This window comes from Hoyosella levis, assembly GCF_026008515.1.
Taxonomy (GTDB): domain Bacteria; phylum Actinomycetota; class Actinomycetes; order Mycobacteriales; family Mycobacteriaceae; genus Lolliginicoccus; species Lolliginicoccus levis.
This window is the reverse complement of the sequence record NZ_BQYM01000004.1, coordinates 13015-28707: the sequence shown is the minus strand read 5'-3', so window position 1 is coordinate 28707 and position 15693 is coordinate 13015. Positions and strand designations below refer to the sequence as shown.

The following is a 15693-nucleotide window of genomic DNA, read 5'->3' as shown; positions in this document are numbered from 1 at the left end:
ATGCAACTCGTTTCATAGCAATAGTGGGGGACCGTCGGTGCGTCGTGCCTCGCTGCGCCTGCCGCCATGCCCGGTTTCCCCTAGGCTTCGACCATGCACCCTGATAGCTCCGGCGCACCGACCGAGGGCCGCATCGCGAACGCGACCAGTCGGCGCCAGATCGCGGCATGGTCGTTCTGGGACTGGGGATCAGCGGCCTTCAATGCCGTGATCGTCACCTTCGTCTTCACCGTGTACCTCACCGATGCGGTAGGGCGTGATCTGCCGGGCTCGGTCGGCGCGGAGACCTGGCTAGCGTGGACGCTGGCCGTTTCGGGCCTGTTCGTGGCGCTGCTCGCCCCGGTAATGGGACAGCGCTCCGATGCCGCGGGCCGGCGCAAGCGCTCCCTGGCGCTGCTCACCATGTTCGTGATCGTGATGATGCTCGGGATGACCTTCGTCAAGGCCGACTATCACTACCTGTGGCTCGGGCTCGCCCTGCTTGCCCTCGGGTCGATCGCCTTCGAGCTGTCGAACGTGCCGTACTTCGCGATGCTGCGGCAGGTATCCACGCCACGCACCATCGGGCGGGTATCGGGGTTCGGCTGGGCCATGGGCTACTTCGGCGGCATCATCCTGCTGCTGGTGTGCTACTTCGGCTTCATAGCGGGCGAGGGCGACACCCGCGGCGTCCTGGGGCTCACCACCGACGGTGGCTTCAACGTGCGCATGGCGGTGCTCGTCTCGGCGATCTGGTTCGCGGTGTTCGCCCTGCCGCTGTTTTTCTCGATCCCCGAGCTGCCTCCGGAGCCCGAGCGCGCCGGGCGGGGGAAGGGCATCAAGGCCGCCTACGCCAAGCTGTTCCACGACGTGCGGGTGCTGTGGCGCGAGGATCCGCGCACCGTGAAGTTCCTCATTGTCAGCGCCATCTTCCGCGACGGCCTTGCCGGGGTGTTCGCGTTCGGCGCCGTGCTCGCTGTGCTCGTCTACGGCATCAATGAGGCGGATGTGATCCTGTTCGGCGTGGCCGCCAACGTGCTCGCCGGCATCGGGGCGCTGATCGGCGGGCGGCTGGATGACACCATCGGCCCGAAGATCGTGATCGTGGTCTCGCTGGCCGCGATGATCGCCGCCGGAATCGGCCTGTTCCTCGCCGACGGTCCGGTTGCATTCTGGTTCCTCGGCCTGATCCTGACCATCTTCGTGGGCCCGGCCCAGTCGGCGTCGCGCACCTTCCTCGGACGGCTGACGCCCCCGGGCAAGGAAGGCGAGATGTATGGGCTCTACGCCACCACCGGGCGGGCCGCGTCGTTCATGTCACCGGCGTTGTTCGGCCTTTTCGCCTGGCTTCTCGACGGCGCGCGCGGGGGCATCATTGGCCTGATGCTGGTGCTCGGCGTGGGCCTGCTCGCCTTGCTCGCTATCCCTGCGCCGCAGGGCGATCGCGCGACCGACGCGGCGGTGTAGCACCTCGGACAGCACCCAGAGGGTCGCGCCGATCGCGAGGCAGATCAGCAGCACGACCAGGGCGGGAACGCCGTGGCGCAGCAGCTCGGGGTAGAACGCGTAGTGCGTGACGTAGATGTAGAGCGACGCGCTCGCGAGCAGCCCGAGCGCCGGGACCAGGATGCGCGGCACCGGCAGCCGGTGCACCAGCACGACCGCGAGGATCCCCAGCGCCACGATGATCTCGCGGCCGGGGTAGTCGAAGTAGCCGGGCAGCATGGCCGCCGCGACGGCGAGCACCAGCGCGGTGTGCCACCAGCGCGAGGCCCGGAATGCCACCCATCCGAGCAGGAAGAACCAGGCAACGCCGAGGGTGTGCATCTCATGCTCGGGGAACTTCGAGGCCGGGTCCCGCACCAGGAACTGGGCCACGAGCGCGAGGGCGAGCAGGACAATGGGGAAGCCGAGCGGGAAGCGGGCCTCCAGCGCGCGCACCGGCGGCACGGCGAGGATGATCCCCAGCAGGAGCAGCAGTTGCACCAGCGCCTCGACGAACCAGTAGCCCCACGATTCGGACACCAGCGTGATGTTGTTGATGAGCAGCACGTTGGTGATGCCCACATCCCCGGCGAACGGCACGCGGGCGAGCAGCAACCACAGCATGGTGGGGATCGCGATGCGGGTGGCGCTGCGCATGATGCGGCCCGCGGGGGACTCGGCGGCATCGGCGAGCACGAACCGCGCGAAGCTCCAGCCCGCGATCACCAGCAGGATGTGCGCGCCGCCGACGATCGAGAATGCCCCGATGTGGGATCCAGCTATGGCGATGATGGCGAGCGCCCGCAGCACCACATTGGTCTCGACCATCTGGAGGTAGCGGCTAGGTCGCTTGGCCTGCGCCTCGAGCTCGGTGACGCTCATGGTCGGCCAGCCGCGCGGCGGGGTGCCGATGATGCGCTCGAGCCCGATCGATGTGCTGACGTAGCTCAGCGAATCCCCACCGAGATCGACGAAGGACTGGCCGTCGTGCACGCTATCGACGCGCAGCACGCGACGATAGAGATCCGCGACAGAGGAGGCGTCCGGCGCGCCCTCCGGCGTGCCCGAGCAGGCTGCCCGCAGGGCGGGGTAGTCGACCTTGCCGCTCGCGAGCCGCGGCAGCTGCTGCCACTCCTGGACGGCGATCGCGGAGCCGGGGAGCGTGATGATCGACCGCAGTTGCTCGCGCGCGGCATCGGCACTCGTGCTTCCGCTGCACGCCACGACGAGGGTCGTGTCGTCGCCGGTGCAGGCGATCTCTGCCCCGGGCGCCGCGAGCTGCTGCTCGATGTGATCGAGATCGACGCGCAGGCCGTACAGCTTGAGGAACCTGCTGGCTCGCCCGGTGATGCGGATCAGGCCCTGCTCGGTGCGGGTGGCGAGGTCGCCGGTGCGCAGCTCATGGATGTCGCGGCCGCGGGCCAGGTCCCGGGGTGATTCGGCGTAGCCCATCATCACGTTGGGTCCGGAGTAGACAAGCTCGCCGGATGCCTCCCCTGGCCCTGCGTCGATGCGGAACCTGCCGCCGGGGATGGGGATGCCCACGCACTCGGGGTGCTGCTCGGCGAGCTCGGGCGGGAGGTAGGCCATGCGTGCCGTCGCTTCGGTCTGGCCGTACATGACGAAGAAGCGCCAGCCATTCCCGGCGCCCATCCGGGCGTAGTGCCGCACCCGTTCTGGGGCCAGGCGTCCACCGGCTTGGGTGATGTAGCGCAGGTCGGGCGCATCGGTGCTGTCGAAGCCGGCGCGGTCGAGCAGGTCGAAGGTATGCGGAACGCCATGCAGGCTGGTGGCGCGCACGGCCCGGACCATCTGCCAGAAGCCGGGCTCAGCGACGGATTGGTCGGTGAGCACCAGGGCGGCGCCCCGCGCGAGGTTGGAGTTCACGATGGACAGCCCGTAGCAGTAGTGCAGGGGCAGCGAGGCGACAGCGCGGTCGGTGGGCCGGATGCCGAGATAGTCGGCGATGGCCTCGGCGTTGGCGGTGACCCCTGCGGCCGAGAGCCGCACCAGCTTCGGCGAGCCCGTCGAGCCCGAGGTGGAGAGCAGGAGCGCGAGATCAGGATGGAGCTCGTGGTTCGGTGAACGGGTGAGATGGGTGATGGACCAGTGCTCGCGGCGCGGCGAGCAAAGGACATCGGGGGAGTACGCGGAGCGCAGCCGCTCGATCATGGCGGGGTCACCGGCGGGAGCGAGGATCGCGGGGTGCCCATGGCCGAGCGCCGCGAGGTAGGTGGCGAGCGCATCAACGGTGGGGGTCATGGCGATCAGGACGAGTCGCTGCCGGGTACCGAGCTGGGCGGCGGCGGCATCGACGCGGTCGGCGAGCTCGCGATACGACAGGACTGGCCCGTCGGCCCCGAGGATGGCGGGGGAGTCGCCGAAGGCGCGGAGCTCACGGGCAAACTGGACTCCGCGGTGATCGGTGACAGTTGTTGCGCCGATGGTCGTCGAGGGCATGGGCCGTCCTCCGCGTGGCTCCGGGTACTGCCCGCCAGCGTGAGGCATGAAGCCGATCTTCACCGCAAAGCGGACATTAGGCTTGGCTAGTCTAACGAGGCCAGGGGAGTCTGCCAAAACTGCACGATCGGGTGCTGGCGCTACCGGAGGGCGCGGTGGACCAGCGCGGCGACATCCGCGCTATGAGCGACGAGCAGGACGGTGGCGGCCGTCTGGGTCGATCGGATCGCCGCCACTGCTTGGCGGGCGGCATCGGCGAGAGGCCAGCCATAGGCGCCGCTCGAGATGAGCGGAAACGAGACCGATGTGGCGCCAAGCTCATCAGCGATGCCAAGGCTGGCGGTGTAGGCGGAGCGCAGGACGGGGGAGCGGTCCTCGGAGCGGGAATGCACGGGGCCTACGGTGTGGATGACCCACGTGGCAGGCAGGTCTCCGGCAACGGTGGCGACAGCATGTCCCGCCGGCAAGCCATCAGGCAGGGTGCTCGCCCGCAGTCGGCGGCACTCCTCGAGGATGCGGGGGCCACCGGCACGGTGGATCGCGCCGTCTACTCCACCGCCGCCGAGGAGGGTTGAGTTCGCGGCATTGACGATCGCATCCGCGGCAATCGTGGTGATATCGCCGTGGACGACCTGGATGCGCGGTGGGGAGCCCATGCTTGCATTATCTCGCGGACCAATCGTGCGCGCGAGCAAATTGCGCATCTATTGTAGGCGGCGGCGAGCTGCTGCGCGTACCTTTCCAGAAAATCACTACAGCACAGAAAACGCGAATGCCCCGAGGGTCATCCCGGGGCATTCGCGGTTCTTATCAGTGCCTAGCAGATCACTCAGGCATCATGACGGTGTCGATGACGAACACAGTGGCGTTGGCGGTGGGGATGTTGCCGCACAGCACGGTCGCGCCGTTCACCTGGATGTCATCGCCGGAGCCGGTGACCTCAAGGGTGCCGCCCTGGACGGTGTCGAGGGTGCCGGCGTCGAGGATGCCGTCACGATCAAGGCGCTCGCCCACCACGTGGTAGGTGAGGATGTTGGTGAGCTGCTCCTGGTCGGCGAGCACCGCGTCAAGGGTCTCCTGGCCGAGTGCCTCGAAGGCCGGGTTGTACGGCGCGAACACCGTGTACGCGGCTTCCGTGTCGTTCAGGGTGTCCACGAGGTCAGCCTCGCCGACAGCCGTTGCGAGGGTGCTCAGCAGCGGGTTGTTGCTCGCGGCGGTGGCTACCGGGTCGTCGACCATGCCGTCGAGGGATCCCTCATCGGAAGTGTCCTGCGGGATGGCATCGCATGAGGAGCCGAACGTGTCGTCGACAGTGGTGACGCCGTCGCCGCCGCCCATCATGTCGCCCATGGTGTCAGTGGCTTCGGACATGGTGTCGCCCATGGTGCTCTGCGCGTCGTCCATGGTCGATTCGGCATCGTCGCCGCCGCAAGCGGAAAGGGTGAGGGCAAGGGCAGATGCTGCGGAAAGGGCAGCGATCTTAGAAGTTACACGCATTGAGTCAGTCTCCTTGTTCGGACGGGGGCCCCGGGGACTCTATCCGGTGCCTTCTACCGTAATTCGCTGCTGCCGTCGGGGTGGATTGGTTGGCCGAGAAAGTTTTTATTTTTTTACTCGGCGGTGAACGCGATCGAGTGCCAGCCCGACGCGCCATCCGGGATGGGGGGCACGCGCTCGCTGGTCTGGGTGTTGCCGTTGCGGTCGGTCGCACGGCAGGTGATGCGATGCGAACCAGGGTCGAGCGCGAGCTCGATGCGCCACATGCGCCAGGTATCGACATTCACCGGAGCGCCCAGCTCAGCTTCCTGCCACGGGCCGTCGTCGACCTGCACCTCGACCTTGTCGATTCCGATATGCGGCGCCCAGGAGATGCCCGCCGCGATGAAGCCCCCGGACGGTACCCGGGCAAACGACCGTGGCCGGTCGATGCGCGACATCGTCTTCACCGGCCCGCGCTCCGCCCAGTTGCGGCGCACCCAGTACGCATCGAAGTCGGCGAAGGTGGTCAGCTCCATGTCCACCAGCCACTTGGTGGCCGACACGTAGCCATACAGGCCGGGAACGACCATGCGCACCGGGAAGCCGTGCTCGACGGGCAGTGGCTCGCCGTTCATGCCAATCGCGATCATCGCATTGCTGCCCTCCGCCATGACGACCTCGGTGGGGGTGCCGCAGGTCCAGCCGTCGTCGCTGCGGGTGGCGATCTGGTCCGCACGGGGGTCGACCCCGGCCCGCCGCAGCACCTCGGCGAGATCCACGCCGATGAAGTTCGACGTGGAGATGTAGGGGCCGCCCACCTCGTTGGACACGCACACCAGGGTGATCGTGCGCTCCACCAGCGGCATCTCCAGGAGGTCCTGGTAGCTCAGGGTGATCTCCTCATCGACGAGGCCGTGGATCCGCATCTCCCAGTTCTCGGCGCGCAGCCGCGGCACGGTCAGGGCCGTGTCCACCCGGTAGAAGTCGGCGTTGTCGGTCAGGAATGTCGGCGTTCCGTCGGACGCGAAGTCCGCGCCCTCGGGAATCGGTGGGGCTGGCTGGTCCGGCACGAGGTCCAGCGAGCGCCGGGACGCTTCCACATCGATGCTCTGGCCGGCGAGGCGCCCGCCCAGTGCCGCCGCTCCTGCGCCCACGGCAACCGCGGTCGAAGTGACAAGGAACGTGCGTCGGCCCAAGCCGGGTATCTCCCAGGTGAACTCCTTCGTGCGCGCCTCGCCCTCGTCGCCGGAGGTCGCACCGGTTGCTGGCCCGGCCTGACTTGAGGGAGCGCTTTGCTGGGCGACGCTTTGCTGGGCCGCTCGGTGCAGCAGCAGGAACACCGCGATGCCCGCCGCCGCGCTCATCACTGGGGCGATAAGGTCAGTGATCTCGAACGTGGGCCGCGTGGCCGTCGCGAGCACCGCGACCACGCCCAGCCCGCCCAGGAGGACCAGGCCGATCGTTGTGGTCCGCCGGGATAGCGCTCCCGCGACGGCGGCGAGCGCCAGAAGCGTCAGCGCCATCGACGCGAGCAGGACCTTCTTGTTGTCCTCCCCGAACTGCTGGATCGCGAATTCCTTCATAGCAGCCGGGGTCACATCGATGACCGCATCACCGACCGCAAAGATCGGCGAGGACTCGATGCGGACGAGCCCGGCGACCAGATGCCCCATCGCGAGGGCGGCGGCGACAGCGAGCACGCCCGCCACAGCCCCCCTCCACCAGGTGGCCTCACCAGTTCGTGCCATGGGAGTTACCTACTTTCGCTCGGTCATTCAAGGGGAAGAACCATGATGGGTGGCGTGGTCCCCTGGGGGGACCCGCCCGCGGGCTCGACTGTCAGCGCGAGCTGCGCCTCGTCCCCGATGCCCTGCGCGAGCATCGACGCGGAGTCGCTGCCTGGATCCGGGTTCATCACTCCCGGGGAATGGGTGCCATCGGGCTGGATCACCCACAACTGATAGGCAAGATCCGGCGGCAGCGGAGCAAGATCATGCGTGACGAACAGCGCCGAGTCGTGACTCATCGCGAACACGGCCGACGCCGTGCCGCCGCCCTCGATCTCGGTAACGGCAATTCGGGCATCATCGGCGGTTACTAGGCCAGCGAACTGCTCGTACTGCTGCGCCAGGAACTCCCGGGCCTGGGTCTCCTCCGACAACTGCTGGTTGACCTGGCCGAGCTGGATGCCCAGGCCGATCGCCACGACCATGCTGGCCGCGGCAAGAACAGCCGATGCCGCAGGTATCCACGACCGGTGCGAGCGATCCGGCTTGACCTCTGGCGGGCGCTGCCTCGTCTGCGCGACCTCCGCCATCACGCGCTCCTTCAGCTCCGGTGGCGGCGCCATGGCCGAGGCAGCCGCGATGCGGGCCGTGGCCTCGTGCAGCTCGGCGACCTCGTGGGCGCACATCGGGCACCTCTTGAGGTGCACCTCGAAGCGTTCCCGCTCGAACACGGGCAGCGCATCAAGAACATAAGCCCCCGTCAAAGAATGAAAATCGATCCTCATCTCGAAACCCCCAGACAATCCCTTAGCCGGATGAGACCATCCCGCATCCGGGTCTTCACGGTGCCCAGCGGCACCTTTAGCAACGACGAGACCTCGGGGTAGGTGTACCCCTGGTAAAACGCGAGCATCACGGACTCTCGCTGCAGCTCGGTCAACGAACCCAGGCAACGTTGCACCTGGTGGCGCTCCAGGCTCGCCTCGACGGCCTCGCTCACCTCGTCATACTCGCGCCGCTCCGACAACATCGCCGAGCGATGATCCCGGTCCGTGGAGGCCTGCGCCGACCGCACCCGATCAATGGCCCGTCGATGCGCCAGCGTCAACGCCCATCCGGTCGCCGAGCCCTTGGCCGCATCGAACCGCGACGCCGTGCGCCACAGCTCGACCATGACGTCCTGCGTCACTTCCTCGGACTGAGCGCGATCCCGCACTACCCGGCACACCATGCCGAACACTGACGGCGAGATGACGTCGTAGAACTGCGCGAACGCGGCCTCGTCACCGAGCGCCGAGCGCGAGAGCAGCACCTCGGGCGTATCGACCTGCGGATCCGGCTGCGGCGAGATGGCACGGATCCTGTCATGTTCTGGCATGGACGCCATCCTTCCTATGGTGTCTCCAGCATGCGCCATCCACCACGGCTTCGGTGCGAAGCATTAACAAATTCAGGCCACCCCATGCTTCCGTGGCAGTGGGCGCCCCGGCGACCGGGTGCGGATCACCGGGCTATCAGCCAGGAGCCCCACCCCGATCAGGAGCAGCGCTACCAGCACATTGGCTACATGCGCGGCACCGTTCAAAGCCAGCACGTTCCATGACGTCGCCGACACGATCGGTCCCACGAGCCCCAGGACGGCAAACCCCACGCCGATGACCGTGTTGGTGCGCCGGGCCACCTGCACGCCCGCCGCGGCGCCAACGATCAACAGCGCGCCAAGCAGCAGGTGAAGCACGTTGTGCAAGACATTCACGCCCAGCACCCCGAACAGCTCACCGCCATCCGGTCCGGCCACGGCGTGTCCCCCCGACACCGTGAAGCCCACGATGCCGACAGCAACGAGCAGAACGCCCAGGGCCATGCCCACTGGCTGGTTCACGCTACGCACCATCAGCTCCCTCCCCGCTCGCAGTGAAAACACACTGACTCCACGCTCGAACTTGATTCATCGGGTATTCGCAGCACAGCGGGCGACAGATTGGTCAGCGGGCCACTACCAGGGCATTCCCTCCATTCGCAGTCGGGAGTACGATCAATGTGTGGCGTCGCCAGTCGTTGATGCACCAGGTGCCGGGGAAACCCGACCAGGCCCGGAGGACAGCGCGGAAGCTGTCGCGGACAAGGTCTTTGCCGCGCTCCTCGGGTCCCTCGAGACGCAAGCCATCTATCTCGGCGACAAGCTCGGCTACTACCGCGCCCTCGACGGCAACGGCCCGACGACTGCCCCCGGCCTGGCGCGCATCACCCAAACGCACCCGCGCTACACGCGTGAATGGCTCGAGCACCAAGCCGTCAACGGCTACCTTCTCGTGGATGACCCGAGCGCCGGACCGGACGAGCGCCGCTACACGCTGACCGACGGTGCCGCAGCTGTCCTCGCCCGCGATACCGAGCTCACCTACATGGCACCATTCGCCTCCCTCGCCGCGGCCACCGCGAGCCACCTCGATGCGCTCGTCCACGCCTATCGGAACGGCGGAGGAGTGAGCTGGAAGCAGCTCGGCGATGACGCCCGGGAAGGGCAAGGTGCCGCGAACAAGCCGCTCTACCTCGGACCGCTCATCAACGAGTACCTCCCGTCGCTCGGCGAGATCCACGAGACGCTGTCCTCGGGCGGCGCCGTGGCGGACGTGGGCTGCGGCACGGGCTGGTCGAGCATCGCCATGGCGACCCGCTACCCCGCGAGCCACATCGACGGATACGACATCGACGACGCCTCCATCGACCAGGCCAGAAGCAATGCCCAGGCCTCCGGCAGCCCACCGAACCTCAGCTTCGTTCCCGGCGATGCCGCCGCCGCGGGCCAGGACGGTAGCTACGACCTCGTGTGCGCGTTCGAGTGCATCCACGACATGCCCGATCCGGTCTCCGTGCTCGCCACCATGCGCCGCATGGCCAGGCCCGGGGGCACCGTCATGGTCATGGACGAGAAGGTCGCCGAGAAGTTCACCGCGCCCGGGGACGACACTGAACGGCTCATGTACGGATTCAGCATCCTGTGCTGCCTGCCCGATGGCATGTCGCACCAACCCTCCGTGGGCACCGGAACCGTCATGCGACCTTCCACGCTCGAGGAATACGCGCGGTCCGCAGGATTCGACGGGCTCGAGATCCTGCCCATCGACAACGACTTCTTTCGCTTCTACCGGCTGCTCCTCCCGGAGCGCTGAGTAGCAGCGCGTCGGCCAGAACGCGCGCCGAACCATGCCAGCACACCGAGCAGCAACAGCCATCCCGCGATCTCGTACTGCGAGGAAGGCCTCCCGGAGAGCGGGGTCACCAGGAAGAAGCACGTCGCTATGCCAACGTGGGGCAGCCAGCGCGGGCTGCGAAAATGCGCAGCCGTGGATTCCTCGCGGCGCAGCACGATCACCGCCAGGTTAACGACGGTGAAGACCCCGAGCAGCAGCAATGACGTGGTGCCGCCCAGGTTCTTTGTCACCTCGCCCGGGCCATAGGTGACGAGCACGAGCAGGACCATCGCGATCCCAGTAGTCACCAGGATCGAAAGCCATGGGGTGCGTCGTGATTCCCACACCACGCCGAGGCGCCGCGGCAGCACCCGCTGGCGGGCCATCCCATAGAGCAGGCGGCTCGCCATCATCATATTGATCAGCGCCGAGTTCGCCACCGCGAACATCGAGATGATTGGCATCAGCTCGCTGATCGGTACCCCAGGCGCGCCCCGCTCCACCACCGTCACCAGCGGAGCTGGATTGCTCGCCAGCTCGCCAACCGGAACCAGCGCCACCACGCAGAGCGACACCAGCACATAGATCGTTCCCGTCAGCGCCAGCCCAGTGAACATCACGCGCGGGAAGATCCGTACTGGATCGCGGGTCTCCTCCGCCATGTTCACCGAGTCCTCGAAACCCACCATCGCGAAGAAAGCCAGCGACGTAGCCGCCGTCACCGCGAGGAACACGTTCTTGCCCGTGGGCGACTCGAATACCACGACCCGCGAGAAGTCAGCATTGCCCGCCCCGATGGCCCACACCCCCACCAGGATGACCAGCAGCAGACCCGAGAGCTCTACCATCGTGAGCACGACGTTCGCGCGGACGGACTCCGCGACGCCCCATAGGTTGATCGCCGCGAGAAGGCACAGGAACAGCAGGGCAACCAGCATCACGCCCGATCGGCCCGCCTCGAGCCCCAGCGCGATCGAGAAGTTCGCGGCAAACGCGGTCGCTGCCGTCGCTGCCGAGGTGACGCCCGAGGCCATCACCGCGAAAACCACGACGAACGTCACGAAATGCACCCCGAATGCCTTGTGCACATAGACGCCCGCCCCGCCTGCATGCGGGAACTTCGTCACTAGCTCCAGGTAGGAGAAAGCAGTGATCGTGGCTACCCCGAACGCGACCAGGAACGGCAGCCACGCGGCCCCTCCCACCTCGGCAGCGACCTCGCCGGTGAGCGCGTAGATCCCGGTCCCGAGGATGTCGCCGACGATGAACAGCAGCAACAGCTTCGTGCCGAGAACCCGCCGCAATGCTGGTGCCGCGGTGTCCTCGCGGCCCATTGCTCCATCCATTTCCTAACAGTGAGCCGCTCGACAGCCGCTGTCCATGCCTGACGGCCACGGAACAGTAACAACAGGTCGTGCCCGGGCCGATATACCGTGCAACGTCGTGCCCACGCTCGATCCCCGGCATTCGCTCGACAGCTCCATGAGACCGACGAAAGGCCACCACGACCATGACCATGCCGCCTCCCTACTCCGGACAGTCGCCGGATTCCGGCCAGCCGCCCTACGGCGCACCCGGCTTCGCGCACCAGTACCCGCACCCGGGCCAATACGGCGCGCCCCACAACCCGTCGATGGGCCCGATGATGGGCCCCATGATGGGCGACCCCTACGCCCCGTTCGGGCGCGATCCCCTGACGGGCGAGCCACTGTCGAGCAAGTCCAAGATCGTCGCCGGAATACTGCAGATATTCCTCGGCGTGCTCGGCGTCGGGCGGTTCTACATCGGCTCCAACACCATCGGCATCCTGCAGCTCGTCACCTGGTTCATCGGGCTTCTCACGCTCGTGATCTTCATTGGTGCCGTCATCTGGTTCTTCCTCGGCATCTGGGCGTTCATCGACGGCATCGTCCTCATGGTCAGCCGCTCCCGCGACGGGAACGGGTACCTCCTGCGCTAGCGTTTCCCCTGTGGAGACCAGGAAGCACAGCACAGGGCTCGCTGCGCTGCTGCTGATGACGGCGCTCGCTTTCGGCGGGCATGCCATCCTGTTTCCCACCGTGCCCCTGTGGGTCGTCGAGCACGGTGCCAGCACCACTGGCGCGGGTGCTGTCAACGCCGTGCTCATGCTGTTCACCGTGCTCACCCAGCTCGCCATGCCCACCGCCCTCCGGCGAATCGGCTGGCCACCCACGTTGATGCTCGGCGTCCTGCTCCTCGGGCTGCCCTCCCTGCTGCAGCTGCTCTCTCAGGACCTCGGACCGATCCTTGCGCTAGCAGCCCTGCGCGGAATCGGCTTCGGCATCATCACCGTCTGCGGCGCCACTGCCGTCGCCGAGCTCGCCGATCCCGCGCGCCGCGGAGCCGCCATCGGCGCCTACGGGTTCGCCATTGCCGCGCCCCAGTTCGTGCTCACGCCCGCCGCGCCCTGGGCCGCGCAGAACCTCGGATACGGTCTCGTCTTCCTCGTCGGCGCCTGCCCCATCCTTGCGGTGATCCCGGCCCTCCGCCTGGGCCGCGCGGTCCACGCCGCCATCGACGCCCGCGCCGCGGCCAGCACCACCGCCGCCCCGCGCCCTGCCCTGGGGGCAACCCTCCGGAACCTCATCGCACCCATGCTGATACTCCTAGGCGTCACCGCCGCGGGCGGAGCGCTGCTCACCTTCACCCCGCAGATGACCGCCTCCGCCACCGCCGCGCTGCTCGGCCTGCTCGCGCTCACCGGCATCGCCGCCGTCAGTCGGTGGGGGTTCGGCATCCTCGCCGACCGTCACGGCACCCGCCCGTACCGCGCGCCACTGATCGCCCTCACCGTCGCCGGACTGATGCTCGCCGCGTGGGCCGTCACCACTCCGGCCAGCACGCGGGCCCTCGCGCTCATCGCCGGGCTTGCCCTCATCGGGATCGCCTACGGCGGGCTGCAGAACCTGACTCTCATCGATTCGTTCGCCGCCGTCGGCCCCCGCCACTACAGCACAGCCAGCACCACCTGGAACATCGGGTTCGACGCAGGCACCGGGCTTGGCGCGATCACCACCGGGTACGTCGCCGCGCAGCAGGGCTTCCCTCCCGCGCTGATCGTGCTCGCCGCCCTCGCGCTCGTCACCGTTCCGCTGGCGCTACGGCGCTGAGGGGGCCTTCGGGCGTGGGACGGGATGGCGCCGGGCGGACGGGCTCGCGTCGAGCTGGCTGCCCGGAAGTGTTACCGAATGCACCCTCCACCGCGCTCCGAAGGGTGCAAGACCGCACACGTCCGGATGAAGCTGCGCGGGCAACAGGCCGGGGCATCAGCCGCGGAACCTAGCGAGCTGAGCGCCCCCGGCAGGACTCGAACCTGCGACCTAGGGATTAGAAGGCCCTTGCTCTATCCACCTGAGCTACGGGGGCGTGCGTTGTGGGCGCGTTGGCAGTGTAGCGGATGCCAGTGCCGCCTCCCGGGGCGTCGCCGCCCCTCGCGCCAGCGCTGCGGGAGAGTCACTCGCTGGATGCGCTGGTGGTGGGCTCTGCGGTTGTGGTCGTCGCCGTAGTCGTTGGGCCGGGCGCCGGTTCGACGGTCGGTGCCGGGGCCCCTGAGGTGGTTTCCCGGGCGGTGGATTCCTGCGCGGGGGGAGCACTCGTAGCTGGTTCCGTAGGAGCTGGAGCGATCGTGGTGGTCGGTTCAGCTGATGGCGCGGCAGGGGGAGCGCTGGTAGGCGGAGTGCTAGTAGGCGCCGTGGTCGTTGTTGGTGCCGGAACGCTCGTCGTGGTGGGGATGCTCGTCTCGGTGATGGTGGTGTCCTCCCCAGTGGCTACGTCGGGGGAGGCCTCGCTGTCGACCTCTGTGCTGGCGGCTTCTTCGTCCTCGGGCGCCAGCGGCTCATCCTGGAGCTCCTCCTCGAGCTCCTGCGCTTCGATCGCCTGTGGTTCAGCGAGCGCTGCATCGGTCTCGGCAGGCTTGCTGCGCATCGCGATCGCGGCAGGCACGGGTCCGGCGAGGGAGCATTCGGAGCGGCCGAGGACGGTGTCGACGGTGGCGAGGACTGCAAGCCCGAGCACCGCTCGGACCTCGACGTAGAGCCTTGCCTCGGAGACGGCCACGCCATTGGTCGTATCGAGGTGGGTAGTGGTTTCTACCTCGCCCCTGATGTTGGCGACCGCGAGGCCGAGCGCGCCGAGATAGTTGAAGTTGAATGTCGTGGGGGCGCCGGGGCCGGGCATCGGATAGGAGTTGTAGGAGCCGGCGAGGGTACGCCTGAGCTGCACGGTCCCGGCGGGTGCCGTGGTAGTGCTCCCGGCGGGGTCGAGGGCGCAGGTAGTCCTGGTGATGATGGGGCTAGAGAGGCGGATCATGTTGTCAATGGAGAGCCCGACCAGTGCGAGGCTGAAGTTGTAGCTGTTGAGCGTGCTCGTCGCGTCGGTATCGGATGGTGGCGGCGTCGCGCAGTTGCTGTGTGGCCCGCTTGTGCCGACGGTGTAGGCGGCACAAGTGCTGGCATTGCCGTTCAGCGAGAACAGTAGTCCGGTGTTGCTGAATCCTCCGCCCGCCGTGCTCTGTCCCGGCGGGTCCTCGTCCCGGAACGAGGTGGATCCATTGACGCTCGTGCCGCTGAAAACGGTGTTCCCCGCAGTGCCGCGGGCGTATCCCGAGGTTGGCCACACGTCTGCCGTGAGCTCGCCGAGGGCATCGACCTGGTCGGTGAACGCCGCATCGGTTGGGGTGATGACGCGCGCCGTGGCGGGGAAGGCGAGGGCGAGCACGGCGACGGTGGCGAGCGCGAGGCGGACGCGAGGCCTCATGCTCGGGTCCCGGTGGTGGTCGAGGCTGCCGGTGTGGCGTCTTCCGCAGCGGCGTCGTCAGCATCGTCGTCGAGCTCGCGACGGGGCCAGAATGCCCAGCCAACGAGCAGCGCCGCGAGGATCGTGATGAGGCCCATCACGCGGGGGTCGGAAAGCCGCACTACGAAGTGGGCGAGGCCGGGGAAGCTGGTGACCATTTCCCGCACTGTGCTGACGCGGTATATAGCGGGGTCGGGCTGGGGGTTGGCATCGCCCTGCATGGTCAGGTGGGTAGTGCCGTCCGGCCCGGGTTCCATTCCAATGATGCGGTGGGTGACCGGCAGCCTGCCGCGCCCACGGTCCACGGTGACGATATCGCCGACCTCGACGCTGGTGGCAGGTACCTCACGGACCACGGCGAGGGAGCCCTGGGGGATAGTGGGGTTCATCGAGCCGGTCTTGAACATGATGAGGGAGATGTTGAAGACAACGGCGAGAATGACAAGGACGATGCAGATCAGTCCCGCGACAGCGAGCAGATTGAGCAGGGACTCGCGCACGAAGTGGCCGATGCGCGCGGGGATGCTGCGCCTGGTGGCGCTGCGTGAGGACAT

Annotated in this window: 13 protein-coding genes, 1 tRNA gene and 1 pseudogene; 4 read left to right on the top strand and 11 right to left on the bottom strand. The window is 67.7% G+C overall.

Annotated elements, in window-relative coordinates:
• The first annotated feature begins 93 nt into the window (after positions 1-93).
• Positions 94-1446 carry an MFS transporter gene (locus QC765_RS05445; protein WP_278313426.1) on the top strand — a complete coding sequence of 451 codons (1353 nt, stop codon included), beginning with the start codon at positions 94-96 and terminating at the stop codon, positions 1444-1446.
• 30 nt (positions 1447-1476) lie between these two features.
• Here the strand turns inward: QC765_RS05445 and QC765_RS16465 are convergent.
• From QC765_RS16465 to QC765_RS05410, 7 genes and pseudogenes are all read right to left on the bottom strand, one after another.
• A pseudogene (locus tag QC765_RS16465) lies at positions 1477-3636 on the bottom strand (AMP-binding protein); the annotation flags it as partial.
• A 428-nt stretch (positions 3637-4064) separates the two neighbouring features.
• Positions 4065-4580, bottom strand: coding sequence for an O-acetyl-ADP-ribose deacetylase (locus QC765_RS05435; RefSeq protein ID WP_278313425.1), 516 nt, complete (start codon positions 4578-4580; stop codon positions 4065-4067).
• A 169-nt stretch (positions 4581-4749) separates the two neighbouring features.
• Complete coding sequence (locus QC765_RS05430) at positions 4750-5421, bottom strand: fasciclin domain-containing protein (protein WP_278313424.1); 672 nt, start codon at positions 5419-5421, stop codon at positions 4750-4752.
• 113 nt (positions 5422-5534) lie between these two features.
• Positions 5535-7151 (bottom strand): molybdopterin-dependent oxidoreductase, encoded by a 1617-nt coding sequence (locus QC765_RS05425; protein WP_278313423.1) that lies wholly within the window; start codon positions 7149-7151, stop codon positions 5535-5537.
• A gap of 23 nt (positions 7152-7174) precedes the next feature.
• Entirely contained in the window at positions 7175-7894 is a 720-nt protein-coding gene (locus QC765_RS05420; RefSeq protein WP_278313422.1) for an anti-sigma factor, read from the bottom strand.
• 17 nt (positions 7895-7911) lie between these two features.
• Positions 7912-8508: an ECF RNA polymerase sigma factor SigK gene (sigK, locus tag QC765_RS05415; protein WP_278313421.1), complete on the bottom strand. Its 597-nt coding sequence runs from the start codon at positions 8506-8508 to the stop codon at positions 7912-7914.
• A 72-nt stretch (positions 8509-8580) separates the two neighbouring features.
• Positions 8581-9012, bottom strand: a complete 432-nt coding sequence (locus QC765_RS05410; protein ID WP_278313420.1) for a DUF4383 domain-containing protein — start codon at positions 9010-9012, stop codon at positions 8581-8583.
• 160 nt (positions 9013-9172) lie between these two features.
• On the opposite strand from QC765_RS05410, the gene QC765_RS05405 reads away from it, so the two are divergent.
• Positions 9173-10303, top strand: a complete 1131-nt coding sequence (locus QC765_RS05405; protein ID WP_278313419.1) for a class I SAM-dependent methyltransferase — start codon at positions 9173-9175, stop codon at positions 10301-10303.
• Here QC765_RS05405 and QC765_RS05400 read toward each other — a convergent pair.
• Complete coding sequence (locus tag QC765_RS05400) at positions 10276-11670, bottom strand: APC family permease (RefSeq protein WP_278313418.1); 1395 nt, start codon at positions 11668-11670, stop codon at positions 10276-10278. The two genes, QC765_RS05405 and QC765_RS05400, sit on opposite strands and share 28 nt — an antisense overlap.
• 164 nt (positions 11671-11834) lie before the next feature.
• On the opposite strand from QC765_RS05400, the gene QC765_RS05395 reads away from it, so the two are divergent.
• Complete coding sequence (locus tag QC765_RS05395) at positions 11835-12284, top strand: TM2 domain-containing protein (RefSeq protein WP_278313417.1); 450 nt, start codon at positions 11835-11837, stop codon at positions 12282-12284.
• A gap of 10 nt (positions 12285-12294) precedes the next feature.
• Entirely contained in the window at positions 12295-13455 is a 1161-nt protein-coding gene (locus QC765_RS05390) for an MFS transporter (RefSeq protein ID WP_278313416.1), read from the top strand.
• A gap of 182 nt (positions 13456-13637) precedes the next feature.
• On the opposite strand, the gene QC765_RS05385 is transcribed toward QC765_RS05390, so the two are convergent.
• The 3 genes from QC765_RS05385 to QC765_RS05375 all read right to left on the bottom strand — a co-directional run bounded on the left by QC765_RS05385 (position 13638) and on the right by QC765_RS05375 (position 15693).
• Positions 13638-13711, bottom strand: a tRNA-Arg gene (locus QC765_RS05385).
• Between the two features lie 87 nt (positions 13712-13798).
• Positions 13799-15100: an RNA-binding protein gene (locus tag QC765_RS05380; RefSeq protein WP_278313415.1), complete on the bottom strand. Its 1302-nt coding sequence runs from the start codon at positions 15098-15100 to the stop codon at positions 13799-13801.
• Entirely contained in the window at positions 15097-15693 is a 597-nt protein-coding gene (locus tag QC765_RS05375) for a signal peptidase I (RefSeq protein ID WP_278313414.1), read from the bottom strand. Before QC765_RS05375 ends, QC765_RS05380 begins: the two co-directional genes overlap by 4 nt.

Coding starts and splice junctions, on each gene's coding strand:
- QC765_RS05445 (WP_278313426.1), top strand. CDS start 94: ATGCACCCTGATAGCTCCGGCGCACCGACCGAGGGCCGCATCGCGAAC.
- QC765_RS05435 (WP_278313425.1), bottom strand. CDS start 4,580: ATGGGCTCCCCACCGCGCATCCAGGTCGTCCACGGCGATATCACCACG.
- QC765_RS05430 (WP_278313424.1), bottom strand. CDS start 5,421: ATGCGTGTAACTTCTAAGATCGCTGCCCTTTCCGCAGCATCTGCCCTT.
- QC765_RS05425 (WP_278313423.1), bottom strand. CDS start 7,151: ATGGCACGAACTGGTGAGGCCACCTGGTGGAGGGGGGCTGTGGCGGGC.
- sigK (WP_278313421.1), bottom strand. CDS start 8,508: ATGCCAGAACATGACAGGATCCGTGCCATCTCGCCGCAGCCGGATCCG.
- QC765_RS05400 (WP_278313418.1), bottom strand. CDS start 11,670: ATGGATGGAGCAATGGGCCGCGAGGACACCGCGGCACCAGCATTGCGG.
- QC765_RS05395 (WP_278313417.1), top strand. CDS start 11,835: ATGACCATGCCGCCTCCCTACTCCGGACAGTCGCCGGATTCCGGCCAG.
- QC765_RS05380 (WP_278313415.1), bottom strand. CDS start 15,100: ATGAGGCCTCGCGTCCGCCTCGCGCTCGCCACCGTCGCCGTGCTCGCC.
- QC765_RS05375 (WP_278313414.1), bottom strand. CDS start 15,693: ATGTCCTCACGCAGCGCCACCAGGCGCAGCATCCCCGCGCGCATCGGC.